21 protein-coding genes are annotated in these 24477 nt (G+C 64.2%); 8 read left to right on the top strand and 13 right to left on the bottom strand.

All coding sequences use genetic code 11. The annotated features are described in order from the left end of the window. Nucleotides 1-8 precede the first annotated feature (8 nt). The 4 genes from QNN99_RS02195 to QNN99_RS02180 are packed head-to-tail and all read right to left on the bottom strand — an operon-like array spanning nucleotide 9 to nucleotide 5647. Nucleotides 9-1625 (bottom strand): bifunctional 3-(3-hydroxy-phenyl)propionate/3-hydroxycinnamic acid hydroxylase, encoded by a 1617-nt coding sequence (locus QNN99_RS02195; protein WP_229964776.1) that lies wholly within the window; start codon nucleotides 1623-1625, stop codon nucleotides 9-11. A 55-nt stretch (nucleotides 1626-1680) separates the two neighbouring features. Beyond that, complete coding sequence (locus QNN99_RS02190; RefSeq protein ID WP_229964775.1) at nucleotides 1681-2724, bottom strand: ABC transporter substrate-binding protein; 1044 nt, start codon at nucleotides 2722-2724, stop codon at nucleotides 1681-1683. 14 nt (nucleotides 2725-2738) lie between these two features. Beyond that, the gene (locus QNN99_RS02185; RefSeq protein WP_229964774.1) at nucleotides 2739-3881 is read right to left on the bottom strand and encodes an ABC transporter ATP-binding protein; all 1143 of its coding nucleotides are present in this window, start codon (nucleotides 3879-3881) and stop codon (nucleotides 2739-2741) included. Beyond that, nucleotides 3878-5647, bottom strand: coding sequence for an ABC transporter permease (locus QNN99_RS02180; RefSeq protein WP_229964773.1), 1770 nt, complete (start codon nucleotides 5645-5647; stop codon nucleotides 3878-3880). Before QNN99_RS02180 ends, QNN99_RS02185 begins: the two co-directional genes overlap by 4 nt. Nucleotides 5648-5817: 170 nt before the next feature. Between QNN99_RS02180 and hpaH the strand changes: the two genes are divergently transcribed. Then, nucleotides 5818-6600 carry a 2-oxo-hept-4-ene-1,7-dioate hydratase gene (gene hpaH, locus QNN99_RS02175; RefSeq protein ID WP_229964772.1) on the top strand — a complete coding sequence of 261 codons (783 nt, stop codon included), beginning with the start codon at nucleotides 5818-5820 and terminating at the stop codon, nucleotides 6598-6600. An 18-nt stretch (nucleotides 6601-6618) separates the two neighbouring features. Here hpaH and QNN99_RS02170 read toward each other — a convergent pair whose 3' ends face one another. The 3 genes from QNN99_RS02170 to QNN99_RS02160 form a co-directional block, all read right to left on the bottom strand. Continuing rightward, nucleotides 6619-8334, bottom strand: coding sequence for a thiamine pyrophosphate-dependent enzyme (locus QNN99_RS02170; protein WP_229964771.1), 1716 nt, complete (start codon nucleotides 8332-8334; stop codon nucleotides 6619-6621). 149 nt (nucleotides 8335-8483) lie between these two features. After that, entirely contained in the window at nucleotides 8484-9914 is a 1431-nt protein-coding gene (locus QNN99_RS02165; RefSeq protein WP_229964770.1) for a DUF2252 domain-containing protein, read from the bottom strand. Nucleotides 9915-10007: 93 nt separating this feature from the next. After that, complete coding sequence (locus QNN99_RS02160; RefSeq protein ID WP_229964769.1) at nucleotides 10008-10211, bottom strand: SDR family oxidoreductase; 204 nt, start codon at nucleotides 10209-10211, stop codon at nucleotides 10008-10010. A 40-nt stretch (nucleotides 10212-10251) separates the two neighbouring features. Here QNN99_RS02160 and QNN99_RS02155 point away from each other — a divergent pair, with 40 nt between their 5' ends. Together QNN99_RS02155 and QNN99_RS02150 are read left to right on the top strand one after the other, a co-directional pair. Beyond that, a complete protein-coding gene (locus QNN99_RS02155) occupies nucleotides 10252-10776 on the top strand; it encodes a hypothetical protein (RefSeq protein ID WP_229964768.1) in 525 nt (174 codons plus the stop codon). A gap of 143 nt (nucleotides 10777-10919) precedes the next feature. After that, nucleotides 10920-11933 (top strand): EcsC family protein, encoded by a 1014-nt coding sequence (locus QNN99_RS02150; protein WP_229964767.1) that lies wholly within the window; start codon nucleotides 10920-10922, stop codon nucleotides 11931-11933. 303 nt (nucleotides 11934-12236) lie between these two features. Here QNN99_RS02150 and QNN99_RS02145 read toward each other — a convergent pair whose 3' ends face one another. From QNN99_RS02145 to QNN99_RS02135, 3 genes are all read right to left on the bottom strand, one after another. Further along, on the bottom strand, nucleotides 12237-13058 hold the full coding sequence (locus QNN99_RS02145; RefSeq protein ID WP_229964766.1) for a VOC family protein: 822 nt from the start codon (nucleotides 13056-13058) through the stop codon (nucleotides 12237-12239). A gap of 66 nt (nucleotides 13059-13124) precedes the next feature. Beyond that, nucleotides 13125-13496: a DUF4259 domain-containing protein gene (locus tag QNN99_RS02140; protein ID WP_229964765.1), complete on the bottom strand. Its 372-nt coding sequence runs from the start codon at nucleotides 13494-13496 to the stop codon at nucleotides 13125-13127. Between the two features lie 113 nt (nucleotides 13497-13609). Then, nucleotides 13610-15439 carry a BCCT family transporter gene (locus QNN99_RS02135; RefSeq protein WP_229964764.1) on the bottom strand — a complete coding sequence of 610 codons (1830 nt, stop codon included), beginning with the start codon at nucleotides 15437-15439 and terminating at the stop codon, nucleotides 13610-13612. 645 nt (nucleotides 15440-16084) lie between these two features. Between QNN99_RS02135 and QNN99_RS02130 the strand changes: the two genes are divergently transcribed. Next, nucleotides 16085-16414: an FmdB family zinc ribbon protein gene (locus QNN99_RS02130; protein ID WP_229964763.1), complete on the top strand. Its 330-nt coding sequence runs from the start codon at nucleotides 16085-16087 to the stop codon at nucleotides 16412-16414. Nucleotides 16415-16448: 34 nt separating this feature from the next. After that, the gene (gene fmdA, locus QNN99_RS02125; RefSeq protein WP_229964762.1) at nucleotides 16449-17705 is read left to right on the top strand and encodes a formamidase; all 1257 of its coding nucleotides are present in this window, start codon (nucleotides 16449-16451) and stop codon (nucleotides 17703-17705) included. A 41-nt stretch (nucleotides 17706-17746) separates the two neighbouring features. Here the strand turns inward: fmdA and QNN99_RS02120 are convergent, their stop codons facing one another. Next, on the bottom strand, nucleotides 17747-18148 hold the full coding sequence (locus QNN99_RS02120; protein WP_229964761.1) for a VOC family protein: 402 nt from the start codon (nucleotides 18146-18148) through the stop codon (nucleotides 17747-17749). Between the two features lie 95 nt (nucleotides 18149-18243). On the opposite strand from QNN99_RS02120, the gene QNN99_RS02115 reads away from it, so the two are divergent. Continuing rightward, entirely contained in the window at nucleotides 18244-19263 is a 1020-nt protein-coding gene (locus QNN99_RS02115) for a S66 peptidase family protein (protein WP_229964760.1), read from the top strand. 67 nt (nucleotides 19264-19330) lie between these two features. On the opposite strand, the gene QNN99_RS02110 is transcribed toward QNN99_RS02115, so the two are convergent. Continuing rightward, nucleotides 19331-20803 carry an MFS transporter gene (locus QNN99_RS02110; protein WP_229964759.1) on the bottom strand — a complete coding sequence of 491 codons (1473 nt, stop codon included), beginning with the start codon at nucleotides 20801-20803 and terminating at the stop codon, nucleotides 19331-19333. A 221-nt stretch (nucleotides 20804-21024) separates the two neighbouring features. Here QNN99_RS02110 and QNN99_RS02105 point away from each other — a divergent pair, with 221 nt between their 5' ends. Beyond that, nucleotides 21025-22521, top strand: a complete 1497-nt coding sequence (locus QNN99_RS02105; protein WP_229964758.1) for an MFS transporter — start codon at nucleotides 21025-21027, stop codon at nucleotides 22519-22521. Here QNN99_RS02105 and QNN99_RS02100 read toward each other — a convergent pair. After that, complete coding sequence (locus QNN99_RS02100) at nucleotides 22518-23102, bottom strand: TetR/AcrR family transcriptional regulator (protein ID WP_229964757.1); 585 nt, start codon at nucleotides 23100-23102, stop codon at nucleotides 22518-22520. The genes QNN99_RS02105 and QNN99_RS02100 overlap by 4 nt on opposite strands. 26 nt (nucleotides 23103-23128) lie before the next feature. Between QNN99_RS02100 and QNN99_RS02095 the strand changes: the two genes are divergently transcribed. Further along, nucleotides 23129-24298, top strand: coding sequence for an MFS transporter (locus QNN99_RS02095; RefSeq protein WP_229964756.1), 1170 nt, complete (start codon nucleotides 23129-23131; stop codon nucleotides 24296-24298). Nucleotides 24299-24477: the final 179 nt, after the last annotated feature.

The raw sequence follows: 24477 nt of genomic DNA, 5'->3' as shown, positions 1-24477 counted from the left end.
ACTCCTCTTTAGCGGTTGGTGGTTTGGGGCGTTTTGGCTTTCAGCGGCAATACAGCGCTGAAACGTTCAGTCATGTCGTTGGCATCCGCCCGCGAACATGTTGCTGCGAGATAGCGGTCCGGCCGGAGCACCAGAATTTCCCAGTTTTCGCGCCCGCGGCCCCAATCTCGAAAACCGCCCTGCAGGTCATCGAGCAGCACTGTCTCCGTACCGGTCTGCAGCAGATGCTGGCCGGCCCGTGAGCGGTTCACCCGAAGGAACCTGGCCCCGATCTTCCGCCAGTAGTCGGCGTGCTCATCGTCGAGGTGATCGAGAGGATCGATGTTGATGCCGATGACTGCGAACCAGTCTCCGGCAGCCTCGTCCAGTTTCGCCCGCGCCCCGTCGGCCGACTCGACATCGGGCTGGATGAACATCCTGCCTACGGGATCCTTCGCGGACGGGTCCAGCACAACGCCCTCCGCATAGAACGGCATGGGCTTGAATTTCATTTGGAGGAGGTAATCGCGCGACGCCGGGATGCGCTGCATCGCACGCAGGCCATAGCTCCGCGCTTTTTCGCCCAGTTTCGTTTTGGGCCCGTAAACCTTTCCCAATGTTGTTGCCAGTTCGACCAGGGCGCGGGCGTGGCCGCGCCGCTCCTGGCCGTAGGTCTCCAAGACCTCCGCGGAGATGCCGTGGCGCACGACGGCTGCGAGTTTCCAACCCAAATTTGCTGCGTCGCGGATGCCGGAGTTCATGCCCTGCCCGAACCATGGCGGCTGCAGGTGGGCCGCATCGCCGGCGAGGAAGGCGCGTCCAACCTGGAATCGGTTCGCCACCCTGGAATGGTGCGAGTAGACGCGGGCGCGTTCAAGGCCCGGCATCGGACCGGTCCAGTTGAAGTGGGCCCGGATGAGTTTCTCCACCTCTTCCGGTCGGACCATCTGCTCGTCCGTTTCGTTGTCGTTGAGCCTGAATTCGAACCTTCGGTAGCCGTACGGCAGGTCGATCGACACGAAGGGGCGGTCACTGCTGATGTAGTTGCCGGAGAACGGGGCGTGATAGGTCGAGTTGCGGATGTCGACAACCAGCCAACGTGCGCCGAGCGTCTTACCCTCCAAGGTTGCACCGATCAACTTCCTGACCAGGCTTCGTCCGCCGTCGGCGCCGACCACATACCGGGCGCTGATGGTCTCCTCCATGCCGTCCTTGGTGCGAATCGTGGCCAGAACCTGATCCTGGGTCTGCTCAAGGTTGACCAGTTCCCGTTCGAGCAGGAGTTCAACGTGCCCGAAGCGGTCAAGGCCCGTTCTGAGTTTCCTTTCCAGCATTGGCTGCAGGAAGGAGTTCCGCCGCGGCCAGCCGAACGGCTGCCCCGAGGGTGCGATCTCGGCCAGCTTGGTGAGGTTGGAATCGAACCAGATCAGGGACTGGTTCTGGATCATGTCAGAATGCACTTCCGTCCCCAGCCCGCAGGCCTGGAAGACCCGGAGCGACTCGTCATCGACGCCGACGCCGCGGGGATAGTCGACCACGGCTTCGGCCTTGTCGATCACTGTGGTTTGAATGCCGTAGACGCCGAGAAGGTTGGCGATCGTGATGCCGCAGGGACCGGCTCCGACGATAAGTACTTCGGTGTTCACTGGTGAATCTCCTAGATAAGGGGAGGAAGGCTGGAGGCGTCCCCGGACAGGCCGTTTAGAACTTGGTGTTCAGCAGCTCAAGGGCGGAGCGGTACTTTTCGCCGCCGGGATACGAGAGGCGTACCGGGTCGCCAAGTTCCTCGGCACCCTCGGGTTTCGGTGCGTTGGGCATGGTCCCAAACTCGAAGACGTGCTCGGCGACCGACGCCTGACCGGCCTCGCTGAACATCCAGCTCACGAGAAGGCGGGAGGCATTCGGATGCGGTGCGCCGTCAAGGACCCCGTAGGCTACGTCCGAAAAGAAAGCGCCGTCCTCCATGGCAACGAATTCCAGGGGAGCACCTTGTGCGACTTGGCGCATGTAGCTGCCATAGCCGGCCACGAACGAAACCGCGGTTTCCCCGGTGACCGTTGCCTGGAGCGCGTTGGCCACTGACGGGTAGATTTTCGGGCTGGCGTCGGTTTTGAAGCCGTCGATCCAATCTTCATCGATGGTTCCTGCAGACATCGCGGCGGAAATCATCTGCGGAACGACACCGCTCTGCTTGGGATTCGAAGTGGCAATCTGCCCGGACAACGCGGAACCTCCGAGCTCATCCCAGGTTGCGGGCATCTCTTCTGCCGAGAGGACGTCAGTGTTGTACGCGGTGGCGTACAGGTGCTGAGAGGGGACGCTCCACCTGTCGTCAGGACCGACAAAGGCCGCGTCCAGTGCGTCTGCTTCCATGGGTTTGTAGGCGGCCAGATAGCCCTTGTCGTTATAGCGTTCGACATCAGAGACACCAATATGGACCAGGTCGGCTTCGAATCCGCCGGCCACCTGCTCGCCCTCCAACCGGGAGTCGAGCTCCTGGCCGAAGATGTCCGAGGTGACGAGCTCAATACCGGGATATTCCTTCTTGAAGTCCGCATACACGGCACCATAAAGATCCTCCGTGGGACCATAGATGGTAACCTGCCCCTCTGATTTAGCTGCCTCATAGAGCTCCGCGACGGTAGTTGCAGTCACGGCTTCGGGGGCCGCAGCATCACCGCCGCACGCAGTGAGCAGCATCATTGCGGCTGCCGCGAAGGTAACGAGCTTCTTCGGATGCTTCATATTCTTGGCCTTTCTTAGGCGTGCGCAGGGACGGCGATGGAAGTAGGTGTGCTCGTGGCGCCCTTGCGCACGCCGTCGACGATGACGCAGGTCCCCTCCGGCGGCTGGGCCGCGGCTTGCTGGCCGACCTCTATGTCGCGGGCGTACCCGGGCCGAACCCGGGCAACGATTTCAGCGACGCCGTCGCTGACGACAATCTCGACGTCGTCCCCCAGATGCGCTTTGGAGATGACTGTTCCCACGAAGGCGTTAGGTGTGCCTGTTCCGTCGTGGGGAGATACCCGTACGAGCCGTGAACGGATAGCCACCGTGACTTTGCTTCCGGGTACGGGGGCCGAGAGGCCGACAGCGTGCATGCGGTTGCCGTTTCCGATTTCCACCGCCGTACCGTCGCCGTCCGGGCCGACAACTGTCGCTTCAAAGAAGTTGTCAAAGCCGACAAACTCGGCGACGAAGGCCGTTTTTGGAGCCACGAAGACATCGCGGGGGGCTCCCTGCTGAACAATCTTTCCGTCCTGCAGCACCAGGACCCGGTCGGCGAGGCCCCCGGCGTCTTCCTTGTCGTGGGTGACGTAGACGGCGGTCGCACCGAGGTGCTGCTGAATTCGGCGGATTTCCCGGCGCATCTGGGCACGCAGGTTCGTGTCGAGGCTGGACAGCGGTTCGTCCAGGAGCAGGAGCCGCGGCCGAGGCACGACGGCCCTTGCCAAGGCAACGCGCTGCTGCTGGCCGCCGGACAGGGTTCCGGGGTAGGAGTCGCGATGTTCCCAGAGGTCCACCATGACGAGCGTTTCACGGACCCGCTCGAGGACTTCAGCCTTCGGCGTTTTCGAGCGCTTCAGCGGATACGCGACGTTCTCAAAGACGGTTTTATGCGGCCAGAGGGCAAAGCTCTGGAACACCATGCCGAGCTTGCGCTGTTCGGGGGCCTTGTTGATGCCGTTCTCGCCGTCGAACACGGCGTCGTCGCCGAGGTAGACGGTACCGCCCTCAGGGCTTTCCAATCCGGCTATCGCTCGGAGGAGTGTGCTCTTGCCGCAGCCGGATGGACCCAGGAGGCACACAAACTCGCCGTCATGGACCTCGAGACTAACGTGGTCCAAGACAGTCTTGGCGCCGAACGATTTGTGCAGGTTTTTGATGCTGATGCTGGTCATGAGGTGACTCCTAGTTCTTCCGCTCGCGGCCGGGTGACTGAGCGGCTGACGAGCGTGCGGACAATGAACCATGCGAGGAAGGCGATCCCTGCCAGTCCGGCCATGGCGCAGGTGAAGATGACGTAGAGGGCTGAGGCGAGGACGGTCTCGCCGCTGTTGTAGAAGCCGAAGCTGATGGTGGAGATCATTTCGGTGCTGGCGCTGCCCAGCAGGATGGGCACGTCCAAGATGCCGGACATGGTGATGGCCACGAGGAACCAGGCGGAAATGAGGCTGGGTCCCATGAGGCGAACGGTGACGGTTGTCACGGCGCGGAGAAAACTGTCACCGGCGATGCGTGACGCCTCCTCCATGTCGACACTGATCTGGGCCAGTGCACCTTCCAGGGTTCGGGTGGCCAAGGGAACGGTTGCCACTGCAAGTCCGATGACGAGGATCCAGACGGTTCCATAGAGCGGCCGGGTTCCCGGCGTCATCAGGACGGACCAAAGGAACGCGAGGCCGAGAACGAGACCGGGCATGGCGGCGGGAACCCAGGAAGCCAGCTGGATGAACCGGCCGAGCCTTCCCCGCATGCGAACAAACGCGAAGCTCACCACCAATGCCAGCACCACGGTCAGGAGGCCGCCGACGGTGGAAACGATGATTGTGGTCCGCAACGCGCGCATCACGTTGGGAGTCTCGAGGAGCCTCTCAAAGTTCTGCGTCGTCAGCTCCTGAGAACCGAGGTAGGGCTGAAAGGCACTGAGCACGACCTGAATGATCGGAAGGACGAGCGCAATGAAGAAGTAGAACAGCGTCATCGCGACAACAAGTACCGTCCACCTTCCCGGTTTCCGAAGGGCAGCCCCTTTTGACCGCCCTCCGACGGAGGTGTAGGTTCTGCCGCCGCCGGTCAGCTTCAGCTGCGCGAGGACCAGGACCGCCAGGATCAGGACGATCACGAGAGAGGAGGCCGAGGCAGCGGAATAGTCCGCCTCGTAGCCGCCTCGCAGGTAGTCGTAAATGTGCGTGGCATAAACCTCTATGCCCGCGGGCTGCCCCAGCACAGCTGGCGTCTCAAAAGCCTCGAGACCCTTGACGAAGATAAACAGGCTGGCCGCGCCGAGCGCAGGGAGCAGTGCGGGGAGCTCGATTCCGATGAAAGACCGCATCCTGCCGGCCCCGCTGATCCGCGCCGCTTCTTCCAGTGCTGAGTTCTGGTTCCGGAAGGCACCCAGGATGATCATGTAGGCCAACGCGCTGGCTTTAAGGACGGTCACCAGCACCAGGCCAAACCAGCTTCGGGTGGTGAAGGCCGCGGCAAGGGAGTCCAGACTTATCGCATCCAGGAATTTGTTGATCATTCCGGCCGGCCCGGCTCCCAGCATTGCCCAGCTCAGCGAGTACAGCACCGTCGGCATGGCTACCAGAATGACCATGACGGGCGTAATCAGGCGACGGAACGGCACGTCCATGCGCGTGGTGACAGTGGCGAAAAAGATGGCCACCGCCATCGACAAGACCGTGATGACTATCGAATAGACCATCGTTGCCCCGAGGGAGCCAAAGGTGTCCGGGTCGGTCAGGACCCTTTGGAAGCCCGCGAGCGTCCAGGTTTGATTCCCGGACAAGGGCGAAGAATTGAACGCCCCGTACACCAGCATCCCCAACGGCCAGACGAACAGCCACGTGAAGACGAGGAGGCTGATGGTCTTGATGATCATGCCGACCGCCGCTGCGGGTCGGATGACTGGACGAGGACGCGGGGCGGTCAGCGTGCTCATGGCCCTCCATTCTCTGCTTAATCGTTGTACGCATTGCGTACAACGATTTCGTATATCGTACGAGTGTGTAAGCATGGTGACATGGATCACCTCAAGTCAGCAAACCCAACGAGTGCATAAATCGGCCCGTGTCACATGCCGGCAGATTCATGCCAAGGAGCCAGGACCCCATGAATGAACGTGAGATTGAATCAATTGCCGACGAACTGGTTGTGGCAGGTCGGACGCGCGTCCCGGTAAAGCGGCTCACCGCCCGGCACCCGGAGATGACCATCGAGGACTCCTACCGTGTCCAGAACCTCTGGCGCCAGCGATCCGAGGCCAGCGGGCGGCGCCTGGCCGGCCACAAAATTGGTCTGACGTCCAAGGCAATGCAGGCTGCCACCGGAATTACCGAACCGGATTACGGGATCATCTTTGAGGACATGGTCCTGGAGAACGGCAGCATCATTCGGTGGGACCAGTACACCCACCCGCGTGTGGAGGTCGAGCTCGCGTTTATGTTGAACGAGGACATCACAGGTCCGGGCGCCACGATCTTCGACGTACTGAGGGCCACCGAGTACGTTGTTCCTGCCCTGGAGATCCTGGACTCGAGGATTGAGATGGAAGGCCGCACCATTGTGGACACCATCAGTGACAATGCCGCGATGGGTGCCATGGTCGTCGGTGGAAACCCCGTCCGGCCCCAGGATGTGGACCTGCGCTGGATTTCAGCGATCCTCTACCGGAACCAGACTGTGGAGGAGACCGGCGTCGCCGCCGGAGTCCTGAACCACCCCGCCGCTGGCGTGTATTGGCTCGCCAATAAACTGGCCGCCCACGGAGACGGCCTCAAGGCCGGCGAGATCGTTCTCGCCGGCTCCTTCACCCGCCCGCTCTGGGTATATCAGGGAGACACCATCTTCGCCGACTACGGAAAGCTGGGAACGATTACCTGCCGTTTTGAATAGAGTCCGCGGTCCCCTTCCTCAGTAGGCCCGAACCCGCTGCTCCACAACAAGGTGGATGAGCGCGAAGGTCTTGTCCTCATCGATGGCCCGGAGCGCAGCTTCAACAGCGGCGGGCACGTCCGCGTCGCGCTCCACCTTGATGCCGAAGCCGCCAAAGGCCTGGGCCATCAGTGCGAACTCGGGGTTTTTCAGCTGGGTGCCGGAGACCCGGTCCGGATAGTGGCGTTCCTGGTGGGTGCGGATGGTGCCGTATTCCTGGTTGTCCATCACGATCACCAGCGGGGTGGCCCCGTACTGGGCGGCGGTGGCCAGCTCCTGGCCGTTCATCAGGAACTCGCCGTCGCCGGCAATCGTCACCACGCGCCGGCCCGGATAGGTCAGGGAGGCCGCGACCGCCGACGGCACGGAGTAGCCCATTGACCCGTTGCGGGCGCTGAGCATGGAGGCGTACCGCTTGGTCGGGAAGTACCGGTGGGCCCAGTTGGTGTGCTCGCCCGCGCCCAGAGTGACCACGGCGTCGTCTGGCAGGGTGGGCACCAGGTGCGCCATCAGCGTGTCCATCCGCGCCTGTCCGGTGCCGGGGGCGGCCGGCGGCAGGGCGGCGAAGGCCTCCTGTTCGCCGCGCATGCGGGCGGTCCAGGCCTTCCACTCCTCCTTGACCGGCAGGTCCATCAGCACCAGGTCACGGATAAAGACGTCCGGCTTGGCGACGATCTGATAGGAGACGGGGCCGGACCGGCCGCGCAGCGAGGGATCGATCGAGACCAGGAAGTTCTTCTTCGCCCAGTCCTGCCGGACCACAAAGCCGTCGGTAAGCACGTCGCCGGGCACGGTGCCGACAAAGACCAGCAGATCGGTCTCCTCGAGCAGGTCGTAGGTGGGCTTCGGCCGGCCGTAGCCGATTGGCCCGACGTAGGAGGGCGAGTCGAAGGGCACGGTGCCCTCGCAGCGCCACTCCGCGGCGGCGGGCAGGTGGTGTTCCTCCAGCCACCGGGTCAGGGCATCCGCCCCTTCCTGCGTCCAGTCATTGCCGCCGGTCACGAACAGCGGCTTCTCCGCGTCCTTCAGCGCTGCCTTCAGCGCCTTCCAGTCCGTCACGGTCATGCCGCCGGGGGCGACGGGAATCGGCGGATGCAGGACGGCGCTGATTTCCTGCCGGATGATGTCCTCGGGAAGGCCGACGACGACGGGGCCCGGCCGGCCGCTCATCGCGGCGAAGATCGCTTCGGCCACAATTTCGGACGCCCGCTCGGGGTGGTCCAGCACCATCACGCGCTTGGCTCCGGTATCGAACCAGGCCTTGATGTCGAACTCCTGGAACGCCTCGCGGTCCCGGTGCTCAAACGGAATCAGTCCGACAAAGAGCACCATCGGTGTGGAGTCCTGCCAGGCCGTGTGCAGGCCAACGTGGGCATTGGCGGCGCCCGGTCCACGGGTGACCATGGCGATCCCCGGCAGCTGCTGCATCTTGCCGGCGGCCTCTGCCATGTAGGCGGCCCCGCCCTCGTGCCGGCACACGATGGTTTCAATCGGCGAGTCGGCCAGGCCGTCCAGCACGTCCAGGAAGCTCTCGCCGGGCACCACATAGGTCCGCTCCACCCCATGGGCGGCCAGCGAATCGACAATCACGTGGCCCGCCGACTTTGTTGCCGGGGCATCGGTTGCTCCCGCCGTGGAGGGAGCTGGCACGCGGGAAATGGAGGATGCCTGAGGCAGCCCTGACGTCGTTGTCATCAATTCACTTTCGTTGCTCGGATACATCGGTTTTTAGCCGTCATGCTGTCAACGACTGGTCTGAATCCCCCAGCGAAGCGCTTGCTTGGTCCTGAGGTGGGATCATAATACCCGCACTTGGGAAGTGTTACGACGGCCGAGTCCGCGCGCTAAACGCCCTCGGTTGCTTCCAAGCGGCCCGATCCGACGGCAGCGGCGAAATCCTGGTAGTCCCGGTCGTTCTGATCGGCATAGCGCTCGGAGAAATCGGTGATTGAAAGGTCGAACTTGTCGCTCTTGCCGAGGTAGGCGGCAATCGCAACCGGGTCGCCCGATCGGGCGTGCGCCCGCGCCAGGGTCCAGCCGCAGGCCTGGGCATAAAACGTCAGGCCGGCCGGACGCATCGCTTCCACAACGGGGGACCCCTTCATGTCCCGCAGCTGACGCCAGTACAGGAACCGGTTGTCCTGCACGCCCTTGGTCCACCCCAGGAAGATGTCGCTTGCCGCCTGCATCATCCGCTGCCCCTGCACAACGCGCTCGCCTGGCTGCCTGCACCTGCTCTTGGGCAAGTGATCCTCGAGCACTGACCTCCTGGCCTCCTTGATCTGGAGGAACAGGGGATCTTGTTGATCGCGGCCCTGGAGCAACACGATGAACGCCCGGGTTCCGACGCTGCCGACACCCACGACCTTGCGGGCGGCGTCGATGACTTCGAAGCGCTCGAGCAGGTCACGCCGATCAGCCTGCAATGTGGCCCGGTAGGACCGGAACTGCTCACGAAGCGCTTGCTGAACCTCATCACCGGACATGCCGTACGCGTCTTCCAGATCCCGGAGGGGAATGACGATAGGCGGCTGGCTGACGATCCGGTATTTCCCGTCCACCCGCTCGGCGAGCTTGGAGAGTGCCTGCAGGCTGTCCCGGGTGCGGGCCTTAGCGGCAGCCTTCCGCACCGCCTTTTCAATGCTCCGGGATTCCTTCGAGTCCTTGCCCTTCTGGGAGGACATGCCCGTCTGCAGAGTTTCCAGCAACTCCTCGGACAGCCGGGCGTACCAGATGTCCAGGGTGCGCATCTGCGAGAATTCGGTCATCGCTTCGCGGTAGGCCCTAACCGCCGTGAGAGTCGCCTCCCGCGTTTCCTTTTCGGTGAACTCGTTGTTCCGGGCCGCGATCGTGAAGCTTGCCGACATCCGCTTGACGTCATACTCGAACGGCCCCGGAAGGGTTTCGTCGAAATCGTTCAGGCCGAACAGCAGGTTTCGCTCCGGCGAGGCAAACAGTCCGAAGTTGGACAGGTGGGCGTCTCCGCACAACTGGACGCGCAGCCCCGCCCGCGGCGTGTCCTTCAGGTCTGCGGCCATAATCTTTGCCGCGCCCCGGTAGAACGTGAACGGGGAGGCCAGCATCCGGCCGTGCCGCACCGGCACGAGATCCTGATCCCGGGTGAGGTTCTGTTCCTCCAGGAGCGCGACCGGATCGGGCCGGTCGGGGGCGGGCTTCCAACCGGCGTGGCTGGAGCGGGGCGTCTTTTCCCGGCTTCCCCTGCCCTTTGCAACCCGTTCCTCCACGGTAGGGTGCTCGATTTTCTTCACGGCCATGATCGGCGATCTCCCTTTATCGTCAGGAACCCGTCCGATTGGACAGTGCGATTGTGGTCTCGCCACGGCCAGCCGTCAACGTCCCGCCCGGAATTAGCCCGTCCCGCCGCGGAGATGGCCGGCATAGTCCGGCATCCCCCGCAGGTGGGTCCCGCCGTCGACCAGGAGATCGGTGCAGGTAATCCAGCCGGCGTAATCGGAGGCCTGAAAGACCACCGCCTTGGCGATGTCGGACGGTTCACCCATCCGGTTGATCGCAAAGCTGCGGTGAAATGCCTCGGTCAGGGCGCCTCTCACGGAAACATACCGAATTAAGTTGGCAAACTCTCAGCGGATAATGATTAAGCAACAAACGGGCAGCAGCCTTCTCAGCCCGTTCCGACTTGACCGCAAGGAAGCTTCATTGAATTACACGGACAACTCCCCTCCAGCGCCCCCGCAGGAATTGACGATGACTCAGCCGGAGGTTCCGCGCAAATCCGGTAAAAGGACAGCTGCCGCTAAATTCGGAGCCGTCGCACTTGTTGCGTTGGTGGCAGGCGCGGCAATCGGCTACGGTGGCACGCCTGAACCTGAGATTGTGACGCGCACAGTTACCGAAACCGTTCAGGCGATGCCCGCACCCTGCCAGAACGCTTACCTCGCTGCCGAAGAGGCATTCCTTAGCTACGACGCGGAAGGACCTATAACCCAGGAGGCTCTCCAAGCGGCAGTAATGCGCAACGTTACAGAAATTGAATTATTGACAACGAAGATTTCCCTCGCCAAAGGCAAAACCCAGGAGGACCTGACGACCTATCTCACTGCGAAGATGCGGTGTGAGGAGCAAACGGGACTGAGTCTGCCGGCTGCCACCCCCTAGCCATGTTTGCAGAATGGGAAACACGGTCCTTCCCACGTCGTAGGCGTCGGCACTAGAACACCCTGCTAACAGCCTTGGCGTTATCCAGTAGACGGGCTGGTAGCGTCATGGTTCACCAGCCAAAAAGTGAAAACGGAGCTTGAATGAGCATTTACACCGCCCCGCTTCTCGACGGGCCAGCCCTGATGAGCACGTACGAGGGACAGGTGTGGGAGGCACTCAACAAGCACTGGCAGCGTCGCAACAACCGCCGCGGCCTGCCAAACTGGGCGAGCACCGCTCTCAACCGCAGCGGTGAGATAGCGGGCAACGCCGCGAACCGAGTTTCGGACGCCGTGCCAGAGGCAGTCATGAACCCTATCCGTCGCGCAGGCGAAGCCGTCGCCATCAAGTCCGTGCGACCGGCGGTTGAAGGGGCTACAGCGCTTCTGGAACTGGTGAACGACTGGGCCCTTGAGCTTAACGACCCGAAGAGCGTCGAGAAGCTCGCTCGCAAGCGGGGCCTCAACATCGGGATATTCAGCGAACTGCAACAGCAAGACCTCAAGGTTTGCGATCGACTGCTGACCTTGAACGCCCTTAGGTGGCGAACCGCTGGCGCGTTCGAGGGCGGCATCATGGGCCTGCTCGCTATGGTCCCAGTCGCCGGGATACCCGTGGCGATGACGGCGGACATCCTCGTCATCCAGGTTCTGAGCTCGTCGATCGCATCGCGCATCGCGTACTCCTACGGCTACGACGCGAAGGACCCTGCTGAGCAGATCTTCATTCAGCGCCTGGTAAACCGATCCTTCATGGCGCAGGCGGCTAAAGCCGAGCCGCTGCGTCATGCTGCACGGGCTGCAGACGCGGTCAAGGGACGCGTCAAATGGTCGCAGAAACTCCGCCAGGACCACCGTCTTTTGGCCGCCCTCGAGAAGTTAATACAGCAGCTGGGGCCGGCCGGTGCCAGAGTGCCAGTTCAGAACGTCGCCAAAGTTGTCCCGCTCGTAGGCGTCCTCATCGGCGCTGGTATGAATTCTGCGATCCTCGGCAACGTGGCTTCCGACGCCCAACGGTATTGCCAGACCAGATTCCTGTGCGACAAATATGGGTTGCCGTTGCCGGCGGCGCTGGCGATCGATCCGGAGGACGAAATCCAAACTGGTGCTTTGTAAGTAACGGCTTTCGATCAGCCTCTGAGCTTCTCCACTTGCAGGCGACCTGCCCTCCGGTGAACATATGCGCCCGAAACCGCGACCTGCGATCAGCTGACGAAGAGACCTGGTGCCAACATTTTGTTATCCGGTCTCCAGTTAGAACACCCTGACAAAAAGTGGCGCACTTTATCGTGTGCATTTGTGGTCGATTGCGAACAAAAGGCTCCTGAAGGCATGTCCTTTCTCATTTGCCGCGGTGTGCCGTTTGGTCGCTCAACGGGTAATCCGCGCGCTGCAGTGGCTCCGCCATGGGGGGCCGGCTCAGCCCGACGGCGTGAACTGGCTGGCCGTGAACTCCGCACCCTGCGGGTCGCGGATCAATGCGGTCCGTGACCACTGCTCATCGCTCTGGCGCAGGACGCTGGCGCCGATCCGCTCCGCGAGAGCAGCCGTCTGGTCGCGGTCCGCCACGGCGAAGGTGACATGCCAGTGCGGCTGGTCGTTGGGGGCGGCATCCACGTACCAGGCGATCGCGTCCTCAAATCCGGGAGGGACAAAGATCTCCGCTTGCCGCGCCCGGATGCCGGGATCGACCGTCGCCTCAAGATGGTCGCCGTAGCCGGACCGGCGGATCAGCCATCCGTAACCGAGGTCGTCGGCCTGCCAGTCGAACGCTTCCCGGTAAAACCCACTGGCCGCACCGATGTCGGCAGTATGCAGATCGCTGAAATTCCACGCCCCGGGCACGTTCACCGCTTGGGCCCCCAACCGGCGTCGGGCCTGCCAGAGGCGGAACTCGGCGCCCTCCGGATCCGCCAGCGCGGCGGCACGGCCGCCCTCCCCCGCATCGGCCGGCCCGGATCTCACCGTGGCGCCCGCGGACTCCAGCCGCCCCGCTGCGGCATCGGCGTCGTCGACGGCAACATAGGTGTTCCACACGGCGGCAGGTTCATCGCTGCCGGCCAGCCCGCCGACATCCGCGCCATCGAGCTTGGCTATCAGGTAACGGCCCTGCGCATCCGGCGGCATGGCGTCCTCGAATTCCCAGCCGAAGAGTTCGCCGTAGAAGTCAGCGGCTGCGTCGACGTCGGGCTGCTCGGTGTCGATCCAACTCGGCACGCCCTCGGGATAGGTCCTCTGCATCGTGGCTCCTTTCCACCGCTACAGGTTAGTAGTGGCAGCCACCGACGGGTACCCCGGGGCGTCCTGTCACGGCCGGCGGAGCGTTTTCCGCGCGGGTTGCGGGCCGGTGAGCTGATCACGCAGTTCCTGGAGCGCCGCGACGCGTAGGGCGAGGTCGGCAGGTCCCGCCTCCACCCACTCCTCGAGCCCGGCTCGTTGGTCGATCGCAGCAAGCGCTGAAGCCTTCACCGCGTCGTCCGGCCGGCCCACCTGGTACTGCGCCGCGGCCAGCGCTATCCACAGCTCCGCCGGACTGTCCTCCCGGAGGTAGGCAAACGACTCGATGACACGACGGGTCGCTTCCGCATCCGGAACCTGGTCCTCAAGAAGTTCGCGGTATTCCCCGCGAATGTCAGCAGCAGTATCGTTGGCAAAAATTCCGTGTCCCCATGCACCCATCCGGCGAGTATTTCAGACGCAGGAGAGGTATTCCCTGACCGGCGCACGGCTGCTTAAACAGCGAAAGCGGGAACCCGAGGGTTCCCGCTTCCGCTTTCAGTTAGGAAAGAGCGCTAGTCGACGGCGCCGACCTTCGCCTTGTCCGAATGCTCCTCCTCCGGACCCTCCACGACGTCCGGGTCCTGGACGTTGTCCGTGTACCAGTCGGTGAGGGCGGGGTCGTCGCTCTCAAAGTCGGCGCCGGCGCCTTCGGCCTCCGGCACGTGCGAGGTGCCGAACACGAAGTCGTCACCGTGCTCGTCGATGCCGCGGCGCACGCCGCCGCTGATGGCCTCCATCGCGTACCGGCGGCGGATCATCAGTGGGTCGTTGCGCAGGTCCTTGGCCCAGGACACCATCACGCCGACGAGGATGATGGTGAACGGCAGGGCACAGGTCACCATGATGGCCTGGAGTCCCGAGAGGGCGTTGTGGCCCCCCGCCAGCAGCAGGAACATGGCGATCAGCCCGAGTGCCACCGACCAGATGATGGTCACCGATTTCGAGGGCACGGGCCGGCCCGACTGGGACATCGAGCCCATGACGTTGGCGGCCGAGTCCGCGGCGGTGACGAAGAAGACCATAATCGCGAGCATGCACACGATGGGCGTCAGGGAGCTGAGCGGCAGGTTGGCCAGCAGATCGAACATGACGTTCTCGCCGTTGTCCTTCACGGTCAGGTCCACCCCGTTCTGGTTCATCCAGATGGCGGTGCCGCCGAAGACCGTGTACCAGGCGATGGAGATTGCCGAGGGAACGAAGACGACGACGGTGACGAACTGGCGCAGGGTGCGGCCCTTGGAGATCTTGGCGATGAACATTCCCACAAACGGCGACCAGGAGATCCACCAGGCCCAATACAGGGTGGTCCAGCCGGTCAGGAAGTCCTCCTGCTCGGCACCCTGGCCGGCGAAGACGGTCAGCATGTCCGGCATGTTGCCGACAAACGCGATGAGCGAGGCCGGCAGCAGATCGAGCAGGAAGAACGTCGGCCCGGTCAGAAGGACAAAGAGCGTCAGCAGAATGACCAGGGTCATGTTGAGGTTGGAGAGCAGCCGGATGCCCTTCTTGATGCCGGCGACGGCGGAGATGGTGAAGACAACCGTCAGGAGGCTGATGGCGACGACGACGAAGCCGTTGCCCAGCTCCTGGCCCGTGATGATCGAGACTCCGGTGCGGATCTGGAGCGCGCCGATGCCCAGCGAGGTCGCGGTGCCGAAAAGTGTCACCAGCACGGCGGAAACGTCAATGATCTTTCCCAGCACCCGGTTGTTGCCGTCGGGGAAGACCGGTTCGAACAGCGACGAAATCAGCGGCAGCCGGCCGCGCCGGAAAGAGGCGTAGGCCAGGGCGCCGCCCACCAGGGCGTAGATGATCCAGGCGAGACTGGCCTGGTGCAGGAAGGTGGTCGACATGGCCGGCAGGATGGCGGCGGAGCTGCCAGCCTCGGCATCGGTCGAGGGCGGCGGGGAAAGGAAATGGCTGAGCGGTTCCATCGGCCCGTAGAAGATCAGCGCGATGCCCAGACCAGCTGCGAACAGCATGGAGACCCAGGACGTGGTGGAGTACTCCGGCGTGCTGTCGTCGGCCCCCAGCCGGATCTTGCCGGTCGGCCCGAAGCCTACCACCAGCATGAAGATCGCGGCGGCAACCATGGTGGCGTTAAACAGCCAGCCGAAATGCACAACCACCCAGCCCTGTATGCCGGTGCCCACGGAACTGAGGTTGCTGGGCGCAAAAATCGCCCACGCCAGAACGGCGAGAGAGATGGCCATGGCAAAAATGAACACGCCCCGCCGGGTCGGATAGTTGACCCCGGTGTCCTCAACGCTGATGCCCGGGACCAGCCCGGGATGGAGGCTGAGCGCTGGGGCGGAAGCAGCAGTGCGCAGCGCTTTTTTCACACGTTCAACGGGGCGCCCGGGGTGTCTGCTCTCCGGAGAGCCGGAAACGGTTGCCCCGTCGGTGCTGCCTGCCGCTTGGCTGGGACGTAAAGGGTCAGAATTCATAACGTCCAACCTTAGCCCAAAAGACATAAACGGCTGCTATCACGACAATGGGATGTGCACCCTGCTTTCTGCCTCTATTAGCATGATATAATTCGTGGCTTTTATCTGTTTCTTGGCACCGGCCGCACTCCACACCGAACCGTCATGCAGCGCAGCAGCCCATGCTTCCAGCCCGGATCCCCCCAATCCCGCCGGCGCTGCAACCCCGCGTGCCGGCCGGCAAATATCACGACGGAGATTCCACTCGACAATGCAGCTGACTTTACCCCAGGGCATTCTTGATGTGCTTTCAGTCACCAATCTTCGACAATTTGGACTTCCCGAAAGGCATGCCCTCTGGATGTCGAAATAACCGCACCGGCAAGGTGATGAACTTCTGCAGCGGCTTATGGCGACCGCGGCACTGTGACTTATCGCCCTTCCTGTCATCCTGAAGCCCACCGTTGACTCGCAACAAACCCCTCCCTAGGCTGACGGCAAGCCGGAGCAGCACCGCAGATTCCGATTCGCGCTCTCCCGCCGCTGCCGAAAGGGAACGCCATGCCGCTCTACGCGTACCGCTGCCCGGACTGCTCCGACCACCCAGCCGGTTCAGACTTCGAGGCCTCCCTGGCCATGGGCGAAGCACCCGGCTCCCTCCCCTGCCCCGTCTGCGGAGCACCAGCGCCGCGGCGGTTCACGGCACCTCATCTTTCCCGCGCCTCTTCCAGCGCCTACCGGCTGATCGAGAGCACGCAGCGCTCGGCGGCAGAGCCCGCCGTCGTCCGTTCCCCCGCCGACGGGCCCCGTCCAGCAGGACCGCGCCCCGGCGGCCGCCGCGGCAATATCACCACCAACCCGCTCCACCGGAAGCTGCCCCGCCCCGACTAACCCGCCAGAATCCGCCCCCAGCTAAGGAGTTGCCATGCCCAAGGTCGTCTTTCCCCTTGATTCGTCGAAGAAGTTCGAAGACCAGGAACAGCTGGGCCACAACCGGTGGCATCCGGAGATTCCGCCGGTGGCGGTGCTCAAGCCCGGTGAGTCCTTCCGGGTGGACTGCAGGGAATGGTTCGACGGCGCCATCGTCAACGACGACTCGGCCGAGGACATCCTCAACGCTCCGCTGCTGACCGTGCATAAGCTCAGCGGCCCGTTCGCGGTGGAGGGCGCCCGGCCCGGCGACCTGCTGGTGGTGGACATCCTCGACGTCGGGCCCATTCCACAGGAGGACACCGGCCCGCTGGCGGGCCAGGGCTGGGGCTACACCGGAATCTTTGCGCGCGAGAACGGCGGCGGTTTCCTGACCGAGCAGTTCCCCGACGCATACAAGGCCATCTGGGACTTCACGGGCCAGAGAGCCACCTCCCGGCACGTACCGGGTGTCTCCTTCACCGGGCTGATCCATCCAGGCCTGATGGGGACCGCGCCGTCGGCCGCTCTGCTCGCGAAGTGGAACAAGCGCGAGGGCGACCTGATCGCCACCGACCCACACCGGGTGCCCCCGCTGGCGCTGCCGCCCGAGGCGGAACACGCAGTGCTCGGCGGCCTGCCGCCCGACGAGTGGGGACGGGTCGGCGCCGAAGCCGCCCGCACCGCTCCCCCGCGGGAAAACGGCGGCAACCAGGACATCAAAAACCTCTCCAAGGGCAGCCGGATTTTCTATCCGGTGTTTGTGGACGGCGCGAACCTCTCCGTCGGCGACCTGCACTTTTCCCAGGGCGACGGCGAAATCACCTTTTGCGGCGCCATCGAGATGGGCGGCTTCATCGACCTGCGGATGGACATCATCAAGGGCGGCATGGACACCTACGGGGTGCAGGAAAACGCGGTCTTCATGCCCGGAACCACGGATCCGCAGTTCAGCGAGTGGATTGCGTTCTCCGGCACCTCCGTGACGCTCGACGGCGAGCAGCGCTACCTTGACTCGCACCTGTCCTATCAGCGGGCGTGCCTGCACGCCATCGACTACCTCACGAAGTTCGGCTACAGCCCGGAGCAGGCCTACCTGCTGCTCGGCGCCGCACCGATCGAGGGCCGGCTCTCCGGGGTGGTGGACATACCGAACTCCTGCTCCACGGTCTATCTTCCGACGGCGATCTTCGACTTCGACGTGCGGCCCTCCGCGTCCGGGCCGTTCCAGATCGATCCCGGCATCGGGGCGCCGCGGGCCAGCAACCGGTGAAACGGTCCCGGCCGGCCGGAGCCTGGGGCGCGATCAACGTCCTAACCCTCTGCTGCTGAGGCCTGACGCTCGGCAGCACTGCGCAGGATGCAGAATTCGTTGCCCTCAGGATCGGCGAGCACCACCCAGCCCGTCCCGTCCGGGAGGCGCCTGTCGTCCACTTCGCGCGCCCCCAGCCGCAGCAGCCGCTGAAGTTCCTGGTCCCTGGTGCCCTCGGCCGGCTGCAGGTCCAGGTGCACACGGTTTTTGACCTGCTTGGCGTCCGGAACGTTAATAAACAGCAGCCGCTTGGTGCCGTCCGGGGAGGAGATCATGCACTCGTCGTCGTCGGGCGCGTTCGGGTCCTCAGGGTCCTCGCGGAAACCGAGCACTTCGGCCCAGAACTCTGACTGGGCGAAGGCATCGAGGCTGTCGAAGGACGTGTGGGAGATCAAGGCTGTCATGGCGCTCAGCCTAGGGTGCCGCGCCGGGACGGGTCCACCGTTCCAGCGCGGTCCCGCTTCCACGGTCTGCCGTACAAGGGCGCTAGGTTGGGGGCATGACAGAATCCTCGGCCCGGCAGACCATCGTTCCCGCCCGACTGAAGGCCGGGGACACGCTGCGGGCAATTGCCCCGAGCTGCTCACGAACCTTCGTGATGGAGTACGACAACACCGCGTGGATCAATCAGCGGATGGAGCAGTTGGGCTTTGCCCTGGAGTTCGGCGCCCACATCGAGGCGCACGACGATTTCCTCAGTGCTCCCATCGCATCGCGCGCCGCTGACCTGCACGCTGCCTTTGCCGATCCCCAGGTGAACGGCATCCTCAGCGTGATCGGCGGCTTCAACGCCAACGAGCTGTTGCCCTATCTGGACTGGGAACTGATCGCGGCGAATCCGAAGGTATTCTGCGGTTACTCCGACTTCACGGTGCTGGCGAACGCCGTCCACGCCAAGACCGGACTGTTGACCTATGTTGGCCCGCACTGGTCCTCTTTCGGAATGCGCGACCATTTCGAGCCCACGGGTTCATGGTTCAGCGCGGCCACCGGCGGCGAGCGCTGGAGCATCGAGCCCTCGGAAACGTATACCGACGACCTGTGGTTCATGGACCAGGACGCACGGACGGTGCGGGACGCGGACGGTCCCTGGGTGCTCCGGGAGGGTGAGGCCGCCGGGGTGGTGATCGGCGGCAACCTGTGCACGTTCAACCTGCTGGCCGGCACCGGGCTGATGCCCGAGCTGGCCGGCTCCGTGGTCTTCGCGGAGGAAGACTCCAGTGCGGACGTGCACGAGTTCGCACGCCAGCTGGCCAGCCTGCTGCAGCAGCCCGGCGCCGAGCAGATCGCTGCTCTGGCCATCGGCAGGTTTCAGCAGGCTTCGGAGATCACCCGCGAGCAGCTGGAGGCACTCATCGCGAAGTTCCCGGTGCTGGCCGGCAAACCCGTGGTGGCGAACCTCGACTTTGGACACACCAGCCCGATGTTCACGCTTCCGATCGGAGGCTGGGCTCGGGTGGAAGCCGCCCGCGGCACCTGCGTTTTGGACTTTGCGCACCGCCGGGTCGACTTGCCCTAGTCCCCTAGTCGCGGTCTCCGACGAGCCGCTGGTCGGATTCAGCCTTCACCGCTGCCGCTGTCGCCGCCTACTGTTCGAGCGTCTGCACCTCACCGGGGCGCGGACGCAACACGGTGCCCGCAAGCACGAGGAGGATCACGATGAGTCCCGCGGATCCGTACAGCCAGGTGTGGAATCCCTGTTCGCCGTAGACGATGCCGCCCGCCGGGGTTTGCCCGATGTACGGCGCCATCAGCGTGAACATGACGACCGGGGCGATGGCGCCCAGGCCTGTCTGCACCAGTTGCACGGTGCCGGCGACAGAGGCTTGGTCGCCCGCAGGCGACGCCTGGATGACGACGTTGGGCAGCGACGCGTTGACCATACCGCCGGCCAGGCCGGCAACGAGGGCACCGATCGTGAGCAGGCCCTGAGTGTCGTTGATCGTGGCCAGCAGAATCGCGGCACACCCCCACAGCATGATGCCGAGCACCATGAACATGCGGGGCGATCGACCACGGGCAACGAGCCATCCGAGAACGAGGCCGGCAAGGGCGGCCATGAGCGCCTTGGGGGTTTCGATCTGTGCGTACTGGACGGTTGTGATGCCAAGGCCATAGGTGACGCCGTCGTCGCGCTGGGTGAGCGCGAGCAACGGGATGAGCTGGCCGATCGTGGCCGACATGGCATAACCAACACCACCGAGGACAGCGGCGAAGATGACTGCCCGACGTGCGAACAGGCTGACGTTGATGATCGGTTCCTCGACGCGGCGTGAGCGGAAAAGCGCAGCGGCGAACAGGACCGCACCCCCGATGAGGAAGGACAGCGCCAGTGAGGATCCCCAGCCGTAGCTGCGGCCGACGCTCACGTAGATGAGCATGCCGGCGACGCCAAAGGCGAGGAGAAAGGCTCCGATAACGTCGGGGCGCGCGTTCTTGCGCAGCTGGGATTCAGGAACAAAGAGCGCCACGAGCAGCAGCATGCCGAACGTCCAGACGACGTCGAACATGAACATGCCCCGCCAGCCGAACTGGGCGATGAGCCAGCCGATGAGGATCGGAGTGAGGATACTGAAGAATCCCATGCCGGTGACCGTCAGGCTGGCTGCGAAAGCTGCAGGCTTGGGCGGAAAGATGTCGCGGATGAGCGAGTAGGTCAGCGACAGCGTCGCGAGGATCACGCCTTGGAACACGCGGCCCAGGATGAGAACGCCGAACGTCGGAGCCAGCACACAGATGACCGTGCCGAGGCCCGAGATGGCCATCGTGATCAGGAGCACGCGCTTCTTGCCATAGAGATCGGCGCACTTTCCGAGCAGCGGTGCGGCAACGGCACCGGCCAGATAGTAGGCCGAAGGCAGCCAGCCGCCCTGGTCGGTAGGGAACTCCTGGAGAATGCTCGGCAGGGCGACCGAGATCATGATCGCGCCAATGGCGACCGCTTCCAGAGTGAGGGCAAGCAGCAAGGTCGTCAAGACCATGCTCTTTGTCCATCCATCGGTTGGGGTGCGGCGCGGCCCGGACATCGGGACTCCCGCGGTGGAATCGAGCGTGCTCATTTGAATTCCTTCGCCATTGAGGGACACAAAATGGCCCGACCGGAAAGGCCGGGCTTGCTGTTAAGAGCAAAGCTTTGTTCCGAGCGACAAAGGTCTGTTCGGGTGCGGATGCTAACAAGCCCGACGGCGGCCCACAAGAGACCACGCGAAGCCTCTCTCCACCGGGGGCCAGGTTCATTAACTTCATGAACCAAATTATTGTTCCGTGATATAAAGGTCCCGTGAACCAGACTCGAACAGCGCCCTCCCGAGCCGAGCTCTGGCGCGGGCGTCGAGCGAGGGGCGAGGACGGGACTGCAACGACCCTCCTGCCCCGGAAGGCCCCGACCGGTCTGGTTGTGGGGATCCTGAGCCTGGCCGGCCTGGTCGGCGCGTTTATGCACTCGATCCTCATCCCGATTCAAGCGGAGCTGCCCGAACTGCTGGGAGCGTCACGGGCCGAAACCGCCTGGGTCATTACAATCACGATCCTCGTCTCTTGCGTCTGCACGCCCATCTCGGGCCGGCTGGGTGACATGTTTGGTAAGCGCCGAATCATCCTCACGTTGCTCAGCCTGCTCGTGGCCGGATCCCTGTTGTGCGCATTCTCCTTCAGCATCGTGCCGATGATCCTGGGGCGGGCGCTTCAGGGCATGGGCATGGGCGTGATCCCGATCGGCATTGCCCTCCTGCGCGACACCGTTCCCGCCGCTCGGCTGGGATCAGCGATCGCACTGGTCAGCGCCACCATGGGCGTGGGATCCGCCGTCGGGTTGCCCGTGGCAGCCTTCATCACCTCAGTGGGCGACTGGCATCTGCTGTTCATCGTGTCTACCGCCTTGGGCTCCGTGACCCTTACTCTCTGTGCCCTGTTCCTGCCGCAGAGCCAACCTGGAAAAGGCGGCCGCGTGGACGTCGTCGGAGCGGCGGGACTTGCCGCCTGGCTGACCGCCCTGCTGCTTTTTCTGTCGCAGGGCAACGTATGGGGATGGACCTCTCCGTGGGCCCTCGGCTGCGCCGGTGCTGCCGCATTCTTCTTGGGTGCCTGGACCTGGCACCAGTGGCGCAGGTCCGATCCGCTCGTAGATGTGCGGGTGAGCCTTCAACGCCCCGTTCTCATGACGAACATTGCATCCGCGACAATGGGCTTTGCAATGTTCGTTCCGAGTATCGCTTTTCCGCAGATCCTCACGCTTCCTGCCGCCTCGGGTGGTCTCGGACTCCCGCTGCTCGCGGCCGGTCTCATCCTGATGCCCTCCGGACTCGCCATGCTCGCCATGTCGCCGATTGCCGGCGGCATCATCGACCGTCTCGGGCCTCAGCCTCTCCTGGTCGTCGGGAGCGTGGTGCTGACCGCGGCCTACCTCATCGCCTTGCTCGCACCGACCACGGACTGGACAGTCGGCCTCGTCATGGCGGTGGTCGGCGTCGGCATCGGGCTCGGTTACGCCGCGATGCCGACACTCATCATGCAGGCCGTCCCAGTGACCGAAACAGCCGCCGCAAACGGGCTCAACACACTTGTCCGCGCCCTCGGCACGGCGACCGCGTCGGCGATCGTTGCCGGCGTGCTTACCCACTCGGCCAGCGCCTCGGGCACCGGAGATCCGACCTCCGGCGGATTCCGCTACGCCTTGTTGCTCGGTGCCACAGGCGCGGTCATGAGCGTCATTCTCGCGCTCGCCGTTCCCCGCGGACGAAAGTCATGGCGGACGCACCGCCGGGGCGACTTGCCCTAGCCGTTCCGGCCGGCCGCAGCCCCGATTGCCGCAGCCGCGGTCCGCAGCCCCATGTCGACGGCGGCCTCCGTGTCCGTTCCGCGAAGGATCATGCCGAGCACCCCGGTGAAGATCAGGACCAGCTGCCCGGCCAGGCCGGCAGCGCGGTCGTCCCCGACCACGGGAATGGCCAGCTCGTGCAGCCGGGCGGTCAGCAGCTGCGTGTCACTGGACAGTGTCTCCCGGAGTGCACGGCCCGGATGCGCTGATTCCGCCGCGACGCCGAGGAAAGCGCACCACCGTGCGGCGCTGGCGCCTGCCCGGTAGCGTTTGATGGCCGGAAGCACCGCGACAAGTTTCCCCTCCGCCGTCGGAGCCTCGCTGATCTCCTGCTGCCATGCCTCGTCCCAGCGGGCCAGCCGGCGCTGCAGGGCCTGAACAATAAGCCCTTCCTTGTTCCCGAAATGCGAGTACAGAGTGGCCGGAGCTACGTTCGCCCGCCTGAGGATTTCATCCACCGGAGTTGCCGCCACCCCCTCGGTGAAGGCAAGATCGTCCGCCGCATCCAGAAGGCGTTCACGGGCACTCAGTTGTACATCCATCCCCCAAGGCTATAACGTTCGTTTCAATGAAACGCACGTTACAGCCTCAGCGACGGCAAGCGGGCCCGCTGTTCGCGGTGGGCGCCGTCGCCCTCATCGCCGCAACCTATGGCCTGGCCAGGCTCGGATACGGACTCTTCCTTCCCGCCTTTTCGGCGACCTTTGCCCTGACGCCCTCCGTCGGCGGCCTGCTGGCCTCGGGAACCTCGGTGTTGTACTGCGTGTCAGCGCTCGCCGCCGCCCGGTACTCCCCCGGCCATCCGCGGCTCATGACACTGCTGGCCGGCACGACGGCGGCCCTAGGCAGTGCGGGCATCGCCGCCGCGCATGCCACGCCCTTCTTCGTCGTCGCCGTTCTGCTTGCGGGCCTGGGAGCCGGCTTCGCCTCGCCCGCCCTCGTGGAACTGGTCCAGCGCAACATCAGGGCGGAGGACCAGAAGCGGTTCCAGTCGGTGGTGAACTCGGGAACCGGGTTCGGGGTGGTGGCGGCGGGAACGCTCGCCCTGGCTTTCGGAACCTCCTGGCGTTTGGCCTGGGGGCTGATCGCCGTGCTCACGCTGGCGGCGATGATCGCTGTGCTGCGGGCGGACACCTCCGGAGCCGACGCCGTTTCGGGCAGCTCCGACGGTGATTCCGCGCCGCAGCGTTCGAAAGGAGGATTGAGGCCGCTCCGGCGCCCAATCGCCGCCGCCTTCGCCGTGGGGGTGGGCTCCGCCGCCATTTGGGTGCATGGCCGGACACTTCTTGAACAGCAGGGCGGCTTGTCCTCAGAAACATCGGCTATGGCGTGGATCGCCCTGGGTTTTGGCGGAGCCGCTGCAGTGCTGACGGCACCCTGGCTCGCTCGTCGCACCATTGGAACCAGCTGGCGGGTGACAGTGCTGGCCCTCGCCGCCGCCACCGGCACCTTCGCGGTGGCGCCGCAGAGTGCCCTATTCAGCTTCGGCGCATCGGCGCTTTTCGGCCTTGCCTATACGGCGGCAACATCGGTGCTCATCATCTGGGCAACACTGGTTTCGCCCAGCGGTGCCGCCGGGACCTCGGTCCTGTTCACCAGCCTCGTCCTGGGCCAATCAGTGGGGTCAACACTGACCGGCGAACTCATCGAAGCACTGGGCTTTGGCCCGGCATTCATTATTGCCGCGGGCGTGAGTGCGGCAGCCGCCCTCGGGTTTGCGCCCCGGATGCGGACCTAGTTACGCCTGGGACGCGAGCGGTTCCCGCGCACTGCCACCGGCATCCGCCCGCGTCACCACTGGCTCGGGCCTGTTGATTTCGACCCACACCGCGTCGAGGGAGAGGCCGAGGACATCGGCTATCGCGGCGATGGTGGAGAATGGCCGGGATAGTTATTGGTTACTTTGTTGGTTACCCG

Origin of the sequence: Arthrobacter sp. zg.Y820, from assembly GCF_030125555.1 — a bacterium.
Taxonomy (GTDB): Bacteria; Actinomycetota; Actinomycetes; order Actinomycetales; family Micrococcaceae; genus Arthrobacter_B.
This window is presented reverse-complemented; position numbering and strand designations above follow the sequence as displayed.

Excerpts from the sequence above, each read along its gene's own strand:
- QNN99_RS02190 (WP_229964775.1), bottom strand. The coding sequence starts at position 2,724 with ATGAAGCATCCGAAGAAGCTCGTTACCTTCGCGGCAGCCGCAATGATG.
- QNN99_RS02185 (WP_229964774.1), bottom strand. The coding sequence starts at position 3,881 with ATGACCAGCATCAGCATCAAAAACCTGCACAAATCGTTCGGCGCCAAG.
- QNN99_RS02180 (WP_229964773.1), bottom strand. The coding sequence starts at position 5,647 with ATGAGCACGCTGACCGCCCCGCGTCCTCGTCCAGTCATCCGACCCGCA.
- hpaH (WP_229964772.1), top strand. The coding sequence starts at position 5,818 with ATGAATGAACGTGAGATTGAATCAATTGCCGACGAACTGGTTGTGGCA.
- QNN99_RS02170 (WP_229964771.1), bottom strand. The coding sequence starts at position 8,334 with ATGACAACGACGTCAGGGCTGCCTCAGGCATCCTCCATTTCCCGCGTG.
- QNN99_RS02165 (WP_229964770.1), bottom strand. The coding sequence starts at position 9,914 with ATGGCCGTGAAGAAAATCGAGCACCCTACCGTGGAGGAACGGGTTGCA.
- QNN99_RS02155 (WP_229964768.1), top strand. The coding sequence starts at position 10,252 with ATGATTAAGCAACAAACGGGCAGCAGCCTTCTCAGCCCGTTCCGACTT.
- QNN99_RS02150 (WP_229964767.1), top strand. The coding sequence starts at position 10,920 with ATGAGCATTTACACCGCCCCGCTTCTCGACGGGCCAGCCCTGATGAGC.
- QNN99_RS02145 (WP_229964766.1), bottom strand. The coding sequence starts at position 13,058 with ATGCAGAGGACCTATCCCGAGGGCGTGCCGAGTTGGATCGACACCGAG.
- QNN99_RS02140 (WP_229964765.1), bottom strand. The coding sequence starts at position 13,496 with ATGGGTGCATGGGGACACGGAATTTTTGCCAACGATACTGCTGCTGAC.
- QNN99_RS02130 (WP_229964763.1), top strand. The coding sequence starts at position 16,085 with ATGCCGCTCTACGCGTACCGCTGCCCGGACTGCTCCGACCACCCAGCC.
- fmdA (WP_229964762.1), top strand. The coding sequence starts at position 16,449 with ATGCCCAAGGTCGTCTTTCCCCTTGATTCGTCGAAGAAGTTCGAAGAC.
- QNN99_RS02120 (WP_229964761.1), bottom strand. The coding sequence starts at position 18,148 with ATGACAGCCTTGATCTCCCACACGTCCTTCGACAGCCTCGATGCCTTC.
- QNN99_RS02115 (WP_229964760.1), top strand. The coding sequence starts at position 18,244 with ATGACAGAATCCTCGGCCCGGCAGACCATCGTTCCCGCCCGACTGAAG.
- QNN99_RS02110 (WP_229964759.1), bottom strand. The coding sequence starts at position 20,803 with ATGAGCACGCTCGATTCCACCGCGGGAGTCCCGATGTCCGGGCCGCGC.
- QNN99_RS02100 (WP_229964757.1), bottom strand. The coding sequence starts at position 23,102 with ATGGATGTACAACTGAGTGCCCGTGAACGCCTTCTGGATGCGGCGGAC.
- QNN99_RS02095 (WP_229964756.1), top strand. The coding sequence starts at position 23,129 with ATGAAACGCACGTTACAGCCTCAGCGACGGCAAGCGGGCCCGCTGTTC.